Source organism: Sulfitobacter geojensis, from assembly GCF_000622325.1.
GTDB classification, from domain to species: domain Bacteria; phylum Pseudomonadota; class Alphaproteobacteria; order Rhodobacterales; family Rhodobacteraceae; genus Sulfitobacter; species Sulfitobacter geojensis.
Genome location: NZ_JASE01000005.1, coordinates 3,460,771 through 3,478,019, shown reverse-complemented (window position 1 = coordinate 3,478,019; position 17,249 = coordinate 3,460,771). Strand labels below are relative to the sequence as shown.

16 protein-coding genes are annotated in these 17,249 nt (G+C 58.4%); 5 read left to right on the top strand and 11 right to left on the bottom strand.

Annotation, left to right across the window (positions count from 1 at the left end; translation table 11 throughout):
- Positions 1-3 precede the first annotated feature (3 nt).
- The gene (locus Z947_RS0119005) at positions 4-897 is read left to right on the top strand and encodes an ABC transporter permease (protein WP_025045867.1); all 894 of its coding nucleotides are present in this window, start codon (positions 4-6) and stop codon (positions 895-897) included.
- Here the strand turns inward: Z947_RS0119005 and Z947_RS0119000 are convergent.
- The 4 genes from Z947_RS0119000 to Z947_RS0118985 form a co-directional block, all read right to left on the bottom strand.
- A complete protein-coding gene (locus Z947_RS0119000) occupies positions 894-1,628 on the bottom strand; it encodes a maleate cis-trans isomerase family protein (protein WP_025045866.1) in 735 nt (244 codons plus the stop codon). The genes Z947_RS0119005 and Z947_RS0119000 overlap by 4 nt on opposite strands.
- Complete coding sequence (locus Z947_RS0118995; protein ID WP_025045865.1) at positions 1,628-2,788, bottom strand: M24 family metallopeptidase; 1,161 nt, start codon at positions 2,786-2,788, stop codon at positions 1,628-1,630. Before Z947_RS0118995 ends, Z947_RS0119000 begins: the two co-directional genes overlap by 1 nt.
- Positions 2,785-3,831, bottom strand: a complete 1,047-nt coding sequence (locus Z947_RS0118990; RefSeq protein ID WP_025045864.1) for a pyridoxal-phosphate dependent enzyme — start codon at positions 3,829-3,831, stop codon at positions 2,785-2,787. The genes Z947_RS0118995 and Z947_RS0118990 overlap by 4 nt, the downstream gene beginning before the upstream one ends.
- 92 nt (positions 3,832-3,923) lie before the next feature.
- Positions 3,924-4,361 (bottom strand): response regulator, encoded by a 438-nt coding sequence (locus Z947_RS0118985; protein WP_025045863.1) that lies wholly within the window; start codon positions 4,359-4,361, stop codon positions 3,924-3,926.
- Positions 4,362-4,622: 261 nt separating this feature from the next.
- Between Z947_RS0118985 and Z947_RS21600 the strand changes: the two genes are divergently transcribed.
- The 4 genes from Z947_RS21600 to Z947_RS0118965 all read left to right on the top strand — a co-directional run bounded on the left by Z947_RS21600 (position 4,623) and on the right by Z947_RS0118965 (position 9,237).
- The gene (locus Z947_RS21600) at positions 4,623-5,510 is read left to right on the top strand and encodes an alpha/beta hydrolase (RefSeq protein ID WP_025045862.1); all 888 of its coding nucleotides are present in this window, start codon (positions 4,623-4,625) and stop codon (positions 5,508-5,510) included.
- Positions 5,511-5,597: 87 nt separating this feature from the next.
- Positions 5,598-6,926 carry an aromatic ring-hydroxylating dioxygenase subunit alpha gene (locus Z947_RS0118975; protein WP_025045861.1) on the top strand — a complete coding sequence of 443 codons (1,329 nt, stop codon included), beginning with the start codon at positions 5,598-5,600 and terminating at the stop codon, positions 6,924-6,926.
- Complete coding sequence (locus tag Z947_RS0118970) at positions 6,923-8,377, top strand: glutamine synthetase family protein (RefSeq protein WP_025045860.1); 1,455 nt, start codon at positions 6,923-6,925, stop codon at positions 8,375-8,377. The genes Z947_RS0118975 and Z947_RS0118970 overlap by 4 nt, the downstream gene beginning before the upstream one ends.
- Positions 8,378-8,469: 92 nt before the next feature.
- Positions 8,470-9,237 carry an SDR family NAD(P)-dependent oxidoreductase gene (locus tag Z947_RS0118965; protein ID WP_025045859.1) on the top strand — a complete coding sequence of 256 codons (768 nt, stop codon included), beginning with the start codon at positions 8,470-8,472 and terminating at the stop codon, positions 9,235-9,237.
- A 3-nt stretch (positions 9,238-9,240) separates the two neighbouring features.
- Here the strand turns inward: Z947_RS0118965 and Z947_RS0118960 are convergent, their stop codons facing one another.
- The 7 genes from Z947_RS0118960 to Z947_RS0118930 all read right to left on the bottom strand — a co-directional run bounded on the left by Z947_RS0118960 (position 9,241) and on the right by Z947_RS0118930 (position 17,249).
- Positions 9,241-9,630: a Na+/H+ antiporter subunit G gene (locus Z947_RS0118960; RefSeq protein WP_025045858.1), complete on the bottom strand. Its 390-nt coding sequence runs from the start codon at positions 9,628-9,630 to the stop codon at positions 9,241-9,243.
- A complete protein-coding gene (locus Z947_RS0118955; RefSeq protein WP_235602447.1) occupies positions 9,627-9,893 on the bottom strand; it encodes a K+/H+ antiporter subunit F in 267 nt (88 codons plus the stop codon). Before Z947_RS0118955 ends, Z947_RS0118960 begins: the two co-directional genes overlap by 4 nt.
- A 17-nt stretch (positions 9,894-9,910) precedes the next feature.
- Positions 9,911-10,411 carry a Na+/H+ antiporter subunit E gene (locus tag Z947_RS0118950; protein ID WP_025045856.1) on the bottom strand — a complete coding sequence of 167 codons (501 nt, stop codon included), beginning with the start codon at positions 10,409-10,411 and terminating at the stop codon, positions 9,911-9,913.
- 1 nt (position 10,412) lies between these two features.
- Positions 10,413-11,957 carry a monovalent cation/H+ antiporter subunit D gene (locus Z947_RS0118945; protein ID WP_025045855.1) on the bottom strand — a complete coding sequence of 515 codons (1,545 nt, stop codon included), beginning with the start codon at positions 11,955-11,957 and terminating at the stop codon, positions 10,413-10,415.
- Positions 11,954-12,307 carry a Na+/H+ antiporter subunit C gene (locus tag Z947_RS0118940; RefSeq protein WP_025045854.1) on the bottom strand — a complete coding sequence of 118 codons (354 nt, stop codon included), beginning with the start codon at positions 12,305-12,307 and terminating at the stop codon, positions 11,954-11,956. The genes Z947_RS0118945 and Z947_RS0118940 overlap by 4 nt, the downstream gene beginning before the upstream one ends.
- A 1-nt stretch (position 12,308) precedes the next feature.
- Positions 12,309-15,194, bottom strand: a complete 2,886-nt coding sequence (locus Z947_RS0118935) for a monovalent cation/H+ antiporter subunit A (RefSeq protein ID WP_025045853.1) — start codon at positions 15,192-15,194, stop codon at positions 12,309-12,311.
- 345 nt (positions 15,195-15,539) lie between these two features.
- Complete coding sequence (locus tag Z947_RS0118930; RefSeq protein ID WP_025045852.1) at positions 15,540-17,249, bottom strand: hydantoinase B/oxoprolinase family protein; 1,710 nt, start codon at positions 17,247-17,249, stop codon at positions 15,540-15,542.

The following is a 17,249-nucleotide window of genomic DNA, read 5'->3' as shown; positions in this document are numbered from 1 at the left end:
CACATGTCCGGATTGCCACCTTATGCAACGACAGGCCAACGCGCCTGGTACTATTCCTTCCGAGTGATCTGCGCGCTGATCTTCTTCTTTCTGATCGCGCCGATCATGGTGATCATCCCCTTGTCGTTCAACGCGCAGGATTTCTTTACCTTCACGCCTGAAATGCTGGCGTTCGACCCTGCGGGCTATTCGACCAAACACTACGAGGACTTCTTTACCAACTCCGACTGGCAGCTTGCCTTGCGCAACTCGCTTAAGATCGCGCCGGTCGCCACATTGCTTTCGGTGTCCTTGGGCACTTTGGCCGCGATTGGTCTGAGCCAGAGCCACGTGCCATTTCGCCGTGCCATCATGGCAATCCTGATTTCACCAATGATCGTACCGCTGATCATTTCGGCTACGGGGATGTATTTCTTTTACTCCAACCCCTACATACCGACACCCTTTGGCAAGATCGAGTTGCCCTTCACGCTGACTGGCACCTATATCGGCGTTGTTCTGGCACATGCGGCACTTGGCATTCCGTTTGTGATTATCACGGTGACAGCCACGCTTGTGGGCTTTGACAACTCCCTGACCCGCGCGGCGGCGAACATGGGGGCCGGGCCGGTCAAAACGTTCTTTAGCGTGCAAATGCCACTGATTTTGCCAGGTGTGGTTTCGGGCGGATTGTTCGCCTTTATCACGTCTTTCGATGAAGTGGTTGTGGTGCTGTTTGTCGGTTCCGCCGGACAGAAAACCCTGCCTTGGCAGATGTTTACCGGTCTGCGTGAACAGATCAGCCCGACCATTCTAGCGGTCGCAACGATCCTGATTGCGGTTTCGATTGCGCTGCTGTTCGTGGTTGAATTGCTACGACGCCGGTCAGAACGGTTGCGGGGCATCACCCCGAGCTAAAGCTGCCATAACCGCCCGGGCAGATCCTCGGGCGGCGTGACCCCCGCCAGCCGCATCATATCCCAAGCCAGCACCTGATTGCTGGAGAGCACCGGCTTACCGATATCGTGCTCAATTGCGTCGATGATACCCAGCGTGCGCAGATTGGTGCAGGACAGAAAAACAGCATCGCAGGTCTGCGCTTGTCCCATCCCGACCGCCGCCGCATAAACCGCATTTTCTGCAATGCGCACGACATTCGCTTCGGTTTGTTCTTCGAAACTGGCAAAGCCGGTCACGCGAATGCCGGCGTTTTCAACTACCACCCGTAATTGATCCGAAATTTCAGGCACATAGGGCGTGATGATCCCAAGTCGCGTGATGCGCAATGTGGCGCAGGCGGCGATCAACGCGGTCACAGGATCGGTGACATGGGGGGTAGGCACGCCCCCCTTGATCAACGCGGCCACCCGTGCGGCCCCGATTTGCGCCGTGGCAGAGGTGCACCCGTATCCCACCGCCGCAATCTGCGCACCGCGTGGCAAAAGCGCTGCCGCGCCGGTCAGCCTGCTTTCCATGCCCGCAATCATCTGCGTATCGAGTTCGGTGCCGGAGGCTACGCGGCTGACCAACGTCTCTGCCTCAACCGGTAAAAGCCTGCGCATATCGCGTTCCAACGTTTCGTCCGATTGCAAGACGACAAGGCCGAGTTGTAACGGACGTTTGGCTGTCAGTGTATAAGGCAATGCCATCAGATCACCCTGATGTCAGCCGGTTGCGGTGTGGAAAGCCATTCTGCGGCCCCTTCTGTGGCGACGATGTTTTCTTCATGCACCATGATCTGGCCATCAGGCAGGGTGATCCCCGGTTCCAGCGTCAGCACCATCCCGGGCACAAGCGGCGTGTGATCTGCGGCTATGATTGACGGCCATTCCGTCAATTGCATGCCCAACCCGTGACCCAGCCGGCCGGCATTGGAACTGGCGGCGGTGGGATTGACCCGTGTATTCATCGCGTGAAACAGATCCGAAATGACGCTCCCGCTTTGCGCAATATCAAATGCAGCCTGTGTGGCACCGATCAATTTCTCATGGGCCGAAACAACCGCAGATGTCGGTGGGCCAATGCTAAAGTTGCGATCAAAGTCACAAAAATATCCGTCCCAAACCAAACCGGTATCCAGCATCAGGACATCCCCCCGCGCGAGCGGCCTATCGGTCGCGGGCGAGATAACATCGCCGTAACCCCCATGCCCCGCACCGCCCGCGAGATAGGGCACGTAATCTGCACCTTCCTCCAGACAAAGCCTTTGAAAGTCACGAAACACCTGCGCCAATGGTGCTCCAGCCTGCGCTACTTCGGGCAGGCGATCAAAAGCGCGATCCGCAATTGCTGTGGCGGTTCTGATCTTCGCAAGTTCAGCGCCCGATTTCACCAGACGCAGTTGGCGGGTGATGCCGCAATCGCCGGTGATCGCGCGGGGGGCAAGTATCTGTTCCAACCGCCTGAAACCGGCGAGAGGCATGCGCAAACTGCTTTCCATTTGATCCGCGATGCCGATCTGCGCACCTGCGGCGGTAACCTCGATCAAGGTGCTAGCCAGCAAGGAAATCCCGTCGTCAATATAATCGGGTGCTTGCCACGTGCGGATGTCGGTGATCCAGGTTTGCCGCATCAAATGCGCCCCGATCGACGGGATCACCGCGATCGGAGCGCCGGAGGCGGGTAGAACAACAAACCAAGGGCGCGTCGGGCTTTTCCAAAAGCGCGTAAGAAAACCGGTGTAGTATCGCACTTCGGCTTCTGTGGTTAACAACAGTGCAGAGATGTCGTTCTCGGCCATCAACCTTTGTGCGCGGCTGGTGCGGTTTTCGAACTCCGCCTTGGGAAAGCCACGCGCAGGCCGGATCATCCGCTTGGCTCTTCGCTCAGGATCAACAGAATGCGGGCGTCGCGGGTCAGCTCAAATGCATCTGGGTTTTGCGCGGCCACCATTAGACCCGCGAGCCCCGCAGCACCTGATGGGGTCGAGGGCAGGCCGGCTTGGACGCAAGCATCATGTCCGGCTTTGCCTTCGGCTTCGGTCAGGGTCATGAAAATATCGGCATCGCGGGCCAGCCCCTTTAGCGCGATCAGCGAGGGTTCTTTGCAATCAAGCCGCCCCATTTCAGAGGCGGGGCCATGGGTGATTTGCGGCGCACCGGCTTGCATCGAGGCGATGAGGGCAGGGGCGACTTCGGGTTCGACCACCACGATTTTCGGCGTCTTGCCCCAGATTTTGCGGGCGTAGGCGGCGGAAGCGGCGGCAAGTCCACCAACACCGGCCTGCAAAAACAGATGTGTCGGCGGGGCGGGCATCTGGGCGGCGGCTTCTTGCATCAGAACAAGATAGCCTTCCATCAAACGGTGCGGGCGGGTCATGTATTGCGGCCATGAACTGTCGGACAGCAATATGGCATCTGTCGTTTCGGCCAGATCTGCCGCGGCCTGCATCGCCTCTTCATAAATGGCACCCTGACGGCGGACGTCCGCTCCAAGGCCGCGCAGCCGGTCTGCGAAACTTTCCGGAACGGTTTCAGCGAGGAAAACAATCGCATGCGCTGCGAAAGCAGCAGCGCCCGCCGCAACGGACAAACCGTGATTCCCCGCACTTGCGGTCACATAGGTCTGGCCTTCGGCGCGTCCGGTTTGTGCATCATGGGCGATGACGTAGGCTGCGCCGAGTGCTTTGAAACTGCCCAAGCCCATGCGTGCACGTTCGTCTTTGACATGGACGTCTGCCACACCAGTTAAGGTTGCCAACGCAGGCGATGAGACCAGCGGCGTTTGACCGGCAGCAGGGCATCGGGCCAATAAATCCTGTGGTTGGGTCGCATCATCACTGGGCCACGGCACGTCGACAAGATGGGACAGGGCCGCGCGGCGCTGGTCGGGGGTGGGGCGAAAACAGGTCATCCCAAATGGCTAGCACGGGTCAGGGGGGCCGCGAAATGTTTTTGCAGGGTTAGTGGCAGGTTGGCGCGGCTCTTGGGTGTTGCGGATCGACGTTAACGGAGGTCGCGCAGCAGGTCGGCGAAGCTTTGCAGGTCTTCGGGGGTCAGTGGTTTGGCTAGAAAACCCTGAACCATCGGGAACACTCTGGCGCGCGCCTCGCCTTTCGGGTCCAAAGCCGGATCGAGCATGACGATGATCGGACATAGCCCATTGCGAAACCTGTCATGCACAGCCGCAAGAAATTCAAATCCGTCCATTTTGGGCATGTTGATGTCGAGCAGGATCAGGTCCGGTGTCGCGGCGTCGGGATCTACCAGATGGTCAAGCGCCTGCTGCGCGTCGAGATATTGCAGCAGGTTTCCCACCAAACCGGTTTTTGCCGTGACCCGTTTGCAGATCAACTGATCAAACGTGTTGTCGTCGATCAGCATCAAGGTATCGATGGTATGCCGATCAGGGATGCGGTCGGTCAGCTGGTCAGTAATTGTCATGCGGCCGGCAGGTCTTTCATGCCGATCGGGTGGTCGACCCTGTCGCGATGCTTATACGCCCCATACCGCCCGTAATACGCCATAGGTATTATAGTGATTGAAATTATTCTGGAAATTGCTTTGCCCCCCGCATCTTGTGATTGCAGAGTTTTATGTTGAAATGGTTAACAGAATCTAAACAGATTTGGCCGCCAAAATGCAGTGCCGGTAACTGCCGGATGTTGCTTTGGTGTGAAATATCCAACCGGCAAGGGAGATACCGTGGACAGCAGATTTGATACGCAGATGGCTTTGTCCGTTGAACAACTTGATTTTCAACTGTCGCCCAGTCTGTCTGCAAAAGATGCGGGCGCAGCATTGAATGCAATGGTCGCCCGGACCCTTGCGGCACAGCGTGATCCGGCGTTGGACGTGCAAATCGATATTCCATACGGTCCGCGCCCCCGCCAGAAACTTGACATCTATAAACCCAAAGACGCGGATGATGCCCCGAAACCAGCGATCGTTTTTATCCATGGCGGTTTCTGGCAGGAAGGTGACAAAAGCGTTTCCGGTTTCGCCGCGTCACGTTTTGCCGCGCTGGGGTGGGCCAGTGTTTCGCTTGGATACAGTTTGACGCCTGACGTCAGTTTGACAGAGCTTACCGCTGAAATTCATGATGGTTTACAGTATATTGCCACGCATGCTGCCGCCTTGGGCATTGATGCAGATAAGATCATTCTGGCAGGTCACTCGGCCGGCGGCCATTTGGCGGCCTCTGTGATATGCGATGTATTGGGGCGGGGCGTTCACAGATTGATACGGGGCGCGGTGTTGATCAGCGGCGTGTTCGAACTTGCACCGATTGCGCGGTCTTACGTCAACGATCTGACGCGCATGACGGATGCCGAAATCAATGCGCTTTCCCCGTTGCGCCATAAAGTTAAGGCGCAAGTTCCCGTGCACATCCTGATTGGCAGCGACGAACCCGAAGCGTTTCAGGTGCAATCTGCCGTGTTGCGTGACAGTTGGGCATCGGAATTGCCGCGGCTGACCTTTCACATGGCGGCGGGGCGGGATCATTTCGATGTGCTTGAGGAATTGTGCATGCCAACCTCGGTAACTGTGCGTTCGATCCTGCAGATGATTGGTCAAACCGCCGAAGATTGATTGATTTCAATCCTCTCCCTGCGCAGGATGGGCGCAAAGGGTTCGGGTAAACAACCGATACCCCAACAAGGGACAAAAGAGGGCGCTATGATCAGTCAGGAATTGAACGATACCATCACCTTGACCGGACCGGGCAGTGATGCGGGGGCGGTACTGCGCCGCTATTGGCAACCGGCTGCATTGTCGGATGAACTGGTGGGGGATCGCCCGGTGGTGCCGGTGACCTTGCTGGGCGAACGGCTGGTGTTGTTTCGAGATGGCGAGGGCAAGCTGGGCCTGATCGACCGTCACTGCCCGCATCGGGGCGCGGATCTGTGTCACGGACGGCTTGAGGACAATGGTTTGCGCTGCCCGTTCCATGGCTGGCACTTCAATCGCAGCGGTCAATGTGTGGAACAGCCGGGTGAACCCGACGGCAGCCGCATGCACGAAAGCATCCGCGCGACCTCCTATCCGGTGGAGGAACGCAACGGTATTATCTTTGCCTATATGGGGCCGGGTGAACCGCCGGCTTTTCCGAATTTCGACTGTTTCCGCGCGCCTGACACCCATGTTTTTGCCTTCAAGGGGTTATGGGAATGCAACTGGTTGCAAGCGATGGAGGTCGGGATTGATCCGGCGCATGCGTCCTTTCTGCACCGGTTCCTGAAGGATGAAGACCCCGCCGACAGCTATGGCAAACAATTCCGCGACAAGGCGGCGGATACCAATATTCCGATGACGAAACTGCTGCGCGACTATACCAACCCCGAGATCACGGTCGAAGAGACCGAATACGGGTTACGCCTGATTGCGCTACGCCATCTGGACGAAGGGCAAAGCCATATCCGTATCACCAACCAGATTTTCCCACAGGCGATTTCCATCCCGATGAGCCGCGAAATGATCATCACCCAATGGCATGTGCCGATCGATGACACGCACTGCTATTGGTATTCGATGTTCACCAGTTTCACCGATCCCGTGGACAAGGAACTGATGCGCGCACAAAGGCTCAAGGAGCATCGCCTGCCGGATTATGCGCCGTTGAAAAACAAGCGCAACAATTACGGGTTTGACCCTGAAGAGCAGCGCACCGAAACCTATACCGGCATGGGAATGGACATTAACGTGCACGACCAATGGGCGGTAGAAAGTCCTGGCCCAATCTTTGATCGCACCAAGGAACATCTGGGCAAAACCGATGTGGCGATCATCAAATACCGGCGCATGCTGCGCGCGGCGATTGCGGCGGTGAAGGACGGGCAGGAAGACACTTTGCCGATGCGCAATGGCGTTGATCCTTCTACGATCTACGGTCCGATTTCAAACGATACCATCGGGGACAAGGCCGCCTGGCGCGAGGTTTCCGCCACCAGCGACGCGGAGCGGCGGGCGGGATGTGCGGATTGGGATGCAACGGTAGCCAAGACATGAGCGCAACCAAGGATCGGATCGCCAGTGGAAATCTGGCGCGACTTGGCCTGCTGGATCAGGCGCGGATTGATCTATGCGCCAAAGTGGTGGCCGAGGCAGAGGCGGCAAAACTGGAAACCGTCCGTGTTCTGTTCACCGATCAGCATGGCATCCTGCGCGGCAAGACCATTGTCGCCAGCGCCTTGCCGTCCTTGTTCGCCAATGGCATGGCTGCGCCATCGACGCTGTTGCTGAAAGATACGTCCCATCGCACCGTTTTCCCGGTCTGGCAGCCCGACGGAGATGTGGCGGGGGATTTGCGCGGTGCGGGGGACATCCTGATGGTGCCAGATCCTAACAGCTTTCGCGTTCTGCCGTGGTCACCGCATTCTGCGTGGCTGTTGTGTGACTTGGCCCATGGCACGGGCGAAATGTCACCGTTTTGCACGCGCAGTATTCTGCGCAAGTCGGTTGGTCAATTGGCCGCACAGGATATGGAACTTGTGGTCGGGCTTGAGGTCGAATTCCACGTCTTTCGCAAGGTCGATCCCAAGCTGGATCATGCCAGCGCAACGATGCCCGCCCAACCAGTTCACACCGAAAACCTATCGTCGGGGTATCAATTTCTGACCGAAACCCATTATGACGCGCTAGAACCGGTGATGGACGATTTGCGCCGCAGTTGCGCAGCGTTGGGCCTGCCGATCCGGTCTATTGAGGTCGAGATGGGGCCGAGCCAGTTCGAATTTACCTTTGATCCCGCTGACCCCATGACCCATGCCGACAATATGGTGATGCTGCGCACCGCAGTGAAAGAGGTCTGCGCGCGCCAAGGGCTGCATGCTACGTTTATGTGTAAACCGAACCTGCCGAATGTGGCGGCGAGTGGTTGGCATTTGCATCAGTCGTTGGTTGATCTCAAAACCGGTGCGAACCTGTTCCAGTCGGACAGTGACGCGCTGACGCCGGAATGCAGCGGTTGGATTGCGGGGGTGTTGGCGCACGCGGCCGAAACCTGTTTGCTCACGACGCCGACAGTGAACGGATACAAACGGTATCAGCCGCATCAGCTTGCGCCGAACCGTATCGTCTGGGGGCGCGACAACCGGGGCGCAATGATCCGCGTTTTGGCAAAACTTGATGACCCTGCCAGCCGGATCGAGAACCGCGTGGCCGAACCAACCGCGAACCCCTACCTGTTTTTCGCCAGCCAGATCATCGCGGGCATGGCCGGTCTTGCGCAGTCGATGCAGGCCCCCGAAGCCGTTGAAAACCCTTACGACGCCGGTGCTGAGGCCTTGCCCGACAGCCTGCTTGCCGCAATCAGTTGCTTTGATGCGTCATCGCTTTACCGCAGTGCCTTGGGGGATGATTTTGTGGACTACCTCTGCAAAATCCGCCGCTCGGAGTGGGACCGCTATCACCTGAGCGTTTCGGCGTGGGAACAGCAGGAGTATTTCGGTCTCTACTAAAACGTCGCTTTATGCCCGTTCCCACAGGAAAACTTGCATGTGCCAAACAGAAGCTGTCTATATATCCCGATAAATGAACAGGAGTTCTATTAATGGAAATGTGGTCTGGTAACGTGGCAATTGTCACAGGTGGGGCGTCTGGTCTGGGGGCTGCGACTGCGACAGCTTTGGCTGGTGCAGGTCTGAAAGTTGCGATTTTCGACATGAACGCAGAGGCGGGTGCGGCACATGCCGCCACTTTGGGCGGCACCTTTCATAATGTGGATGTGTCCAATGCCGAACAGGTGAAAACGGCGATGGACGCCGTGACCCAACAGCAGGGCGCGCCACGGGTTCTGGTCAATTGCGCCGGCATCGGCCCTGCGGCTAAAACAGTCTCGCGCGGTGAAGCCCATGATGCGGGAATGTTTGCGAAAGTGATCGGCATCAACCTGATCGGATCTTTCATCTGCGCATCCGAAGCGGCAGCGCGCATGGTGGCGCAAGATCCGATGGCGCCTGACGGTGCACGTGGGGTGATCATCAACACCGCGTCGGTTGCGGCCTATGAGGGGCAAGTCGGGCAGGTCGCCTATGCCGCCTCCAAAGGCGGGATCGTGGGCATGACCCTGCCAATGGCGCGTGATCTGGCCGATAAGGGCGTGCGGGTTTGCACCGTGGCACCGGGCCTGTTCCTGACGCCGCTATTGGAAGGGTTGCCGCAAGAAGTACAGGATTCATTGGGCGCTCAGGTGCCGTTCCCGTCACGGCTGGGCCAGCCTGCGGAGTATGGCAAGCTGGTGTGCCATATCCTTGATAACCCGATGTTGAACGGCGAGGTCATTCGCCTTGACGGCGCCATTCGCATGGCACCGCGCTAAGTCTTAGGCTTCCGGCTCTGTCGCCAGTTCGCGATCTGCTTCGGGAACGTTCAGGGTTGACCACGTGTCATCCCGGGGCGGTGGCGGCGGGGTCACGCAAGATTGCTTGTGGATATTCACCTTGGCGATGAAATTCGCCGAAATCGGGGCGGTCACAAACAGAAACGCCATGATCAGCAATTCATGCAGCGACCCTTCGCCCACTATATAAGAATGGATCATCGAGGCCAGCAACAAGGCCCCGATGCCGATGGTGCCCACCTTGGTCGGGGCATGCAGACGTGTCATGGAATCGTTGAATTTCAACAAACCAATGGTACCGACAAGGGCAAAGCCCGTACCGATCAACAGGCAGATTCCAACCAGATATGTGCCGACTATTTCCATGCTCATTCGATGATATCCCCCCGCAATACAAACCGCGCATAGGCCACGGTCGAGACAAAGCCGAGCATGGCAATGATCAGCGTGACTTCAAAATAAATCCGCGTGCCCTGCGCGATGCCGAGTAGGACAATCAGGCCAATCGCGTTCACCACCATTGTATCCAGTGCCAGGATGCGGTCCCCGACAGAGGGGCCGATGACCAGCCGGATCATCGACATAATCTGCGCCGCGACAATCCCGACAAAGGTGATTTTGAATGCGATATCCATGAATTCGGTCGCAGCGTTCATAGGAAAATCTCCTTTAACCGGCGTTCATAACGGTCCTTGATTTCATCGCGGTCGCTGTCCGGGTCTTCGGTGTGCAGGACATGCACCAGCAGGCTGTGACCTTCGTCCGACAAATCCGCCGACACGGTGCCGGGGGTCAGGGTGATGGTGCCGGCCAGAACAGTAATCGCTTCGGGGGTGGTCAGCTCGAGCGGGATGACGATCCATGCCGGTCGAAGAGCCGCGTTTGGTTTGGTCAGTACGATCCATGCCACCTGAATATTGGCGACGATGATATCCCACAGCACGATCATGGCATAGCTGAACAGCCTTCCCAGATGCACACCACCGGGCCGTTCGGGCCACCAGATCGCCGTGGCTTTCGTGATGACGATTCCAAGGATCACACCGAACAGGGCCATACCGGCAGAGAATTCGTTTTGCAGCAGAATCCAGACCACGGCCAACAGAAGGGTCAGTAACGGATGCGGAAAGAGCCAGCGGAAGGCGCGGGTCATATCAATGCTCCTCCTTTGACGGTTTGCTTAGTTTTCCGGGGGTTTCCAGAACGGTCGCAACATAGGGTTCAGGTGCGAACAGCTGCGCCGCGGTGCGTTCGACGTAGGAATAGGCGGGGCCGGCAAAAACCGTATGGGCAACAAGCAGCACCAGCAGTCCACCAACCGCGACATAAGACAGGGCGGCGGGTGCGGGTTCCGGTATTGTGCCCTCAGGGTGGGGGATGCTTTTGGCTTTCCAGAACAGGGTCGACCCCGCCCGCGAGAACCCGACAATACTGATCAGGCTCGACCCGAGGACGACGACCCAGATCCACACGGCCATGTTGCCTTCGAAACCGGCATCAAGGATCAGCAGTTTGCCGATGAACCCTGAAAGCGGTGGCAGACCGGCCATTGCAATGGCGGCCAGAAAGAACATCGCAGATGTCAGGGGCGCGCCGGACACCGAAGGCATCGCGGTCAGGGCAAGGGACGGACGTCCCGCGCGGACCAAATCGGCAATCAGGAACAGCGCCGCAGCGGCCAGTGTGGAATGCACGATATAGTACAACGCCGCAGCAATCCCCGCAGGGGTGAACATGGCAATGGCAACCATCACCATGCCCATTGACCCGATGACGGAAAAGGCCACCAGACGGTCCAGTTTTTGCGCAGCCAAGACGCCAATCATGCCAATCGCCAGTGATAGCAGGGCCGCAGGCATCAGCCATACGGAATGCAAACCCGCAGTGGCCGCAAGCTCTGGTGGGAAGATCAGCGTATAAACGCGGATGATCGCATAGGCCCCGACCTTGGTCATGATCGCAAACAGCGCGGCGACGGGGGCAGGTGCCTCGGCATAGCTGGAGGGCAGCCAGAAGTGCAGCGGGACCACGGCCGCCTTGATTGCAAAGACCATCAGCAGCAGCACGGCCGCAACGCGGATGCCAACGGTGTCGCCCGCATCAATCAGCGCCACACGCTGCGCCAGATCGGCCATGTTCAGCGTGCCGGTCTGGGCATAGATAGCCCCCAGCGCAAACAGGAACAGCGTCGATCCGATAAGATTGAACAGCACATATTGGACACCGGCGCGCAGGCGCATGTTGCCGCCGCCGTGGATCATCAACCCATAGGAGGCGATCAGCAGGACTTCGAAAAAGACAAACAGGTTGAACAAGTCGCCGGTTAGAAAGGCACCCATAATGCCCATCAGCTGAAACTGGAACAGCGCGTGGAAATGCCAGCCGCGTTTGTCCCAGTTCGACCCGATGGCATACAGCAGCACAAACAACGCCAATACCGAGGTCAGCAGGATCATCAGTGTCGACAGGCGGTCCCCGACCAGCACAATGCCAAAGGGCGCGGCCCAATCACTAAGTTGATAAAGCGTCACCGTTCCATCAGAAGCCTGCCACGCAAGCCCCGCACTGATGGCGATCAGCGACATTACGCCTGCGATGGAAAACACCCGCTGGATCACGAAGTGATAGCGCGCGGCCAGCACGATAAACGGGGCCAGCAGGGCGGGCAGGATAACGGGGGCGATGATCCAGTGCATCATGATGTTTCCTCCGCCGAAGTGTCCGTTGCGGGATCGTTTACCTTGTCATCGTCACCGCCAAGATAAGCCCCCAGACCGATCATCACCACCACGGCTGTCATACCGAAGGAGATCACGATTGCGGTCAGAACCAAGGCCTGTGGCAGCGGATCCGTGTACTGCGTGGCCTCTGTCAGGATGGGCGGCGCACCAACGGTCAACCGGCCCGACGCAAACAGGAACACATTCACCGCATAGGTCAGCAGGGACATGCCCATTATCACCGGAAAAGTGCGCAGGCGCAGCACCAGATACATGCCCGCGGCCGTAAGAATGCCAATGGCCGAGGCGACAAGAAGTTCGAGACCCATGTTACACGCCCTCCCGTTTCGGGTTTCCAGGATCCGCGGGGTCGTATTCTTCCGCGCGTGAGGGATCAATATCCATAGGGTGTTCGCTATCCGACATGTTGGCGCGGCGCGCCAGCCGCGAGAAGCTTTCGAGAGACAGCATCACGGCACCCACGACGGCAAGGAACACGCCCAGATCGAACAGTGCAGCCGTTGCGAGTTCAAATTTTTCGAACGGCGGGATGCGCACATAGGTGAAATCCGAGGTCAGGAATGGCTTGCCAAAGAACCACGACCCGATGCCGGTCAATCCAGCGATCAGCACACCGGCACCGATCACCCCGTGATAGGGATAGCGCAACCGCGCCGAGGTCCAGTTAAAGCCGCTGGCCATATATTGCATGACAACACCGATCGACACGATCAACCCTGCGATAAATCCGCCACCCGGTTCGTTATGTCCGCGCCAGAAGATGTAAAAGCCGATCAGCATCACCAGCGGCATCAACACACGGGTCAGCACGACCATCATCATCGGATGCATGTCACCGGCGCGCGGTTGGTCCGGCTTGCGGTTCAGCAGGCGCGCGCGCACAGGCCCGTCCAGCAGTGTTTCGGTCAATGCGTAGATCAACAGCGCCGCAATGCCGAGCACGATGATTTCGCCAAAGGTGTCAAAGCCACGGAAATCAACAAGGATTACGTTCACGACGTTTGTACCACCGCCCCCCTTATAGGAATTCGCAAGGTGGAATTCGGAAATCGACGGGGCCACCGTATCGCGCAGCAAAAAGTGATAGGACATGGCAAAGGTCGCAAGACCCGCCGCGAGGGCCACGAGAGCATCGCGCATGCGGCGCAACACGCTGCTTTCGACAGGGGTGCGGTTGGGCAGAAAGTTCAGGGCCAGAAGCAGCAGGATGATCGTCACCACCTCGACGGTGATTTGTGTCATTGCCAGATCAGGCGCGCTGAGGAAAACAAATCCGACAGAGACCATCAGCCCGACGATCCCGATCAGGATCAGCGACAACAGACGGTTGCGGTGCAGGAACACCAGCCCCAGCGTAGCAGTGACAAGCATGACCCATCCTGCAATCTCGACCGGTCCTGCGCTTTGTGGCGCACGGGTTGCGGGACCTACAGTGCCGGTGGCCCAAGCGTGATAGCCGATGGCGGTAATCGTGACCGCGGCAATCGCTGCGTACCGCGAAAATGCGCCATTGTGCAGGCCGTGGATCAGCCCGCGCGACAGAGCCGCAACCGCTTCGACAAGGGCTTCGAAAATCACTTTGGCTTCGGGGCGGGGGGCCGCATCCCACAACTTGAGAAGAGGTTTGAACAGAGCGAGGACGATCAACCCGCCCACAACTGCAGCGATGGACATATAGAGCGCCGGCACCAGCCCGTGCCAGATTTTGAAATATGCGTCTGGTACAGCGGCCACATCCCCCAGCAGGGACGCAGTGACGATTTTGACAAAGGGTTCTGCCAGAAACGGCGCGCAGCCGATCATCACAACCAGCACCACCAGCAACGCGGGCGGCCCCCACATGCCAAAGCCGGGGTCGTGGGGATGGGCGGGGTAATCGTCGCGCTTGGGACCAAGGAAGGTGTGGCTGATCAAACGGAAACAATAGGCGGCCGAGAACAGCGAACCGATGACAGCAAGTGTCGGCGCAAGCCAGTGCGAGCCGAAGAGCACCGTGTGGTGTGCCTCTTCCAGCATCATTTCCTTGGACAGGAACCCGTTCAGCAGCGGGATGCCCGCCATCGACAAGGCCGCAAGTGTCACAATGGCAAAGGTCACAGGCATGAGATGACGCAAGCCGCCCAGACGGCGGATGTCGCGCGTATGGGTTTCGTGATCGACGATACCCGCAGACATAAACAGAGCCGCCTTAAAGGTCGCGTGGTTCAGGATATGAAATACGGCCGCCATCGCGCCAAAGGCGGTACCGGTGCCCAGCAACATCGTAATCAGGCCCAGATGGCTGACGGTCGAAAAGGCCAGAAGCGCCTTGAGGTCATGTTTGAACAAGGCAATCACCGCGCCCAGCACCATTGTGATCAGCCCTGCGGTTGTCACAATAACAAACCATTCCGGCGTGCCGGACAGTACCGGCCACAGCCGCGCCATCAGGAAAATACCCGCTTTCACCATCGTGGCGGAGTGCAGATAGGCAGAAACCGGTGTGGGGGCGGCCATGGCGTGCGGCAGCCAGAAGTGGAACGGGAACTGTGCCGATTTGGTGAAGCAGCCCAGCAGAATCAGGATCAGCGCGGGCAGGTACAGCGGGCTGGCCTGAATAATCTCGCGGCTTTGCAGGATAACGCTCAGGTCATAGCTGCCCGCGATATTGCCGAGAATCAGCATCCCACCGATCAGGGCAAGACCGCCCATCCCCGTGACGGTCAGCGCCATCCGCGCACCTTGCCGCCCCTCTGGCAGATGTTTCCAATAGCCGATCAAAAGGAAGGACGACAGCGACGTCAGCTCCCAGAAGACCAGCAAAACCAATATGTTGTCGGATAGGACAATCCCCACCATTGCGCCCTGAAACAGCAGCAAATAGGTGAAAAATTCGCCCATGTTGTCGTCACGCGACAGGTAAAACCGCGCATAGGTGATGATCAGCAATCCGATGCCAAGGATCAGCAGGGCAAAGAAAAAGCCCAGCCCGTCGAGCATCAGGTTCACGTTCATCCCCAGCGCTGGCAGCCAGTTCACACCGGTGGTGACCACCTCGCCGGCCAGAACTGCCGGCAGATTGGTCAGCAGTCCGACAAAGGCGGCAAGCGTAACGGTAAAGGTGACACCGGCACAGGCCTGACGTCCCGCATTGTTCATGAGACCGGGCAACAAAGCGCCCAGAAAGGGCAGGGCGACGACAAGAAAGAGGGACACGCGAACTCCTGACCAGAACCTTAGGACATCGTCCATATTTGTGGCAAAAAGCGCGGTTTCTCAAGGGCAACCGGCCTTGAGAAGGTCGAATTTTAGGATCGAAACGTGAATTTATCCGCTAGGCGGTTGCAGTGACCTCGCGAAAGCGGTGTTTCAGGCTTTGCCCATATGCGCGAATGGGGTCCGTAAGGGGGTATGCGTGCGCAGTGATGGGGCAGCGTGATCTTTAAAAAGCGACAGCAAAGGAGGCCGCAATTATGGCGATCGTCCTACGTGTTTCTAAAAGCCGACCGGTCGGCCGGAAGTCGCAAAAATGGAAGCAGACCGGTCAGGCGGGGTGGGACGTCAGATGGCCTCCCCCTTGGCAACGGCGTCTTTTACCGCAGCAATATCGGTGTCGCTCAACCCATAATCCTGCGCCGCCGTCTGGGCCGATATGTATCCGCGCGCAAGGTCGCGCATGACGTTTTCTTTGGGGCGCTCGGCAGGATCGCCGTACCCGCCCCCGCCCGGAAAGGCCATCATCACCTTGCGGCCATGGGTGACCAGTTGTTTGCCTTTCCCGTACATCTTGCCGCCGTCATCCTGGGCAATGGTTGTGGGCGCACCCGCCCCGCCGCCCCGCCGCCCTTGGGCCGGGTGATCCACACGGTCGAACATTGCCTGAATGTCGAATTCATGCCCTTCGCGCGCGCCGACAACCATGTATTGCCCCAGACCGCCGCGCTGTTTGCCACTGCCGCCCGAATCGGGTCGCAGTTCTTTGCGCCAGATGATCACGGGGCCTGCGTGTTCTGTGGCCTCGACCGGCATGGTCATCACGCCGGACGGGAAAGCGGTGGCGTTTAGCCCGTCAAATTCGGGGCGCGCCCCCGATCCGCCGGAGTTGAAGGTCAACACCTCGCGGCGCACGGCATCTGCGGGCGCGGGTGCATCCATGCGCGGGCGCAAAGAGACCTGGAAGTTGCACAGACATCCCGCACCCTCGGCCGGCACGAGGTCCGGCACGATCTTGTCAAAGGCATTGAACACCACGTCGGGGATGAAATGACCGACGATATGGCGCAACGCCACGGGCGCAGGGTGCAGGGCGTTGACGATGGTATTATCGGGTGCGGCAATTTCGAACGGCGCGAGCGAGGCGGCGTTATTGGGAATTTCCGGCGCAATCGCGACCTTAAGAGCGTAACAGGCATAAGCTTTGGCATAAACCAGCGGGCAATTGATGCCCTTGCGATCCAGCCCCGAAGTCCCTGCGAAGTCCGACAGAATGCGGTCTTCTTCGATGGTAAGTGTAACCTTGAGCGTGATCGGGGCGGAAAACCCGTCGATGGTCATTTCGCCAGACGCTTGTGTCCGCGGCAGCGCGGCGATCCGTTCCAGTGTGGCCCGACGGGAGTTTTCAAGGATGAAGGACGCGATGCCGTCCAATGTGTCCAGTTCGAATTCCTGCATCATGTCGATCAGGCGGCGATGGCCGATTTCGTTACAGGTGGTCAGCGCGTAGATGTCACCGATCAATTGGTCGGGCTCACGCACATTGCCGCGGATGATCCGCACAAGGGTCTGATCCACCTCGCCTGCATCGGCGAATTTCATAATGGGCAGATACAGGCCCTCTTCGTAAACGCTTGCCGCATCGGCACCAAAGCCGCGCCCGCCGATGTCGACGATATGGGCGGTACAGGCGAAGAAGCCGACCAAGACGTCGTTGTGAAAGGACGGCGTGACCATAGTGATGTCATGCAGGTGGCCGGTGCCTTCCCAGGGGTCGTTGGTGATGTAAACATCGCCCTGAAGGATGTTCTGTCGCCCGATCCGGCGGATGAAATGCGCTACTGCATCGGCCATGGCGTTCACGTGGCCCGGCGTGCCGGTCACCGCTTGGGCCAGCATCTGGCCATGGGTGTCATAAACCCCTGCGGACAGATCACCGGCCTCGCGTACGGAGGTGGAAAATGCCGTCCGCACAAGGGCTTGTGCCTGCTCTTCAACTACGGAAATCAGGCGGTTCCACATGACCTGATAGGCGACGTTTGAATGTTGTTTTCCCAT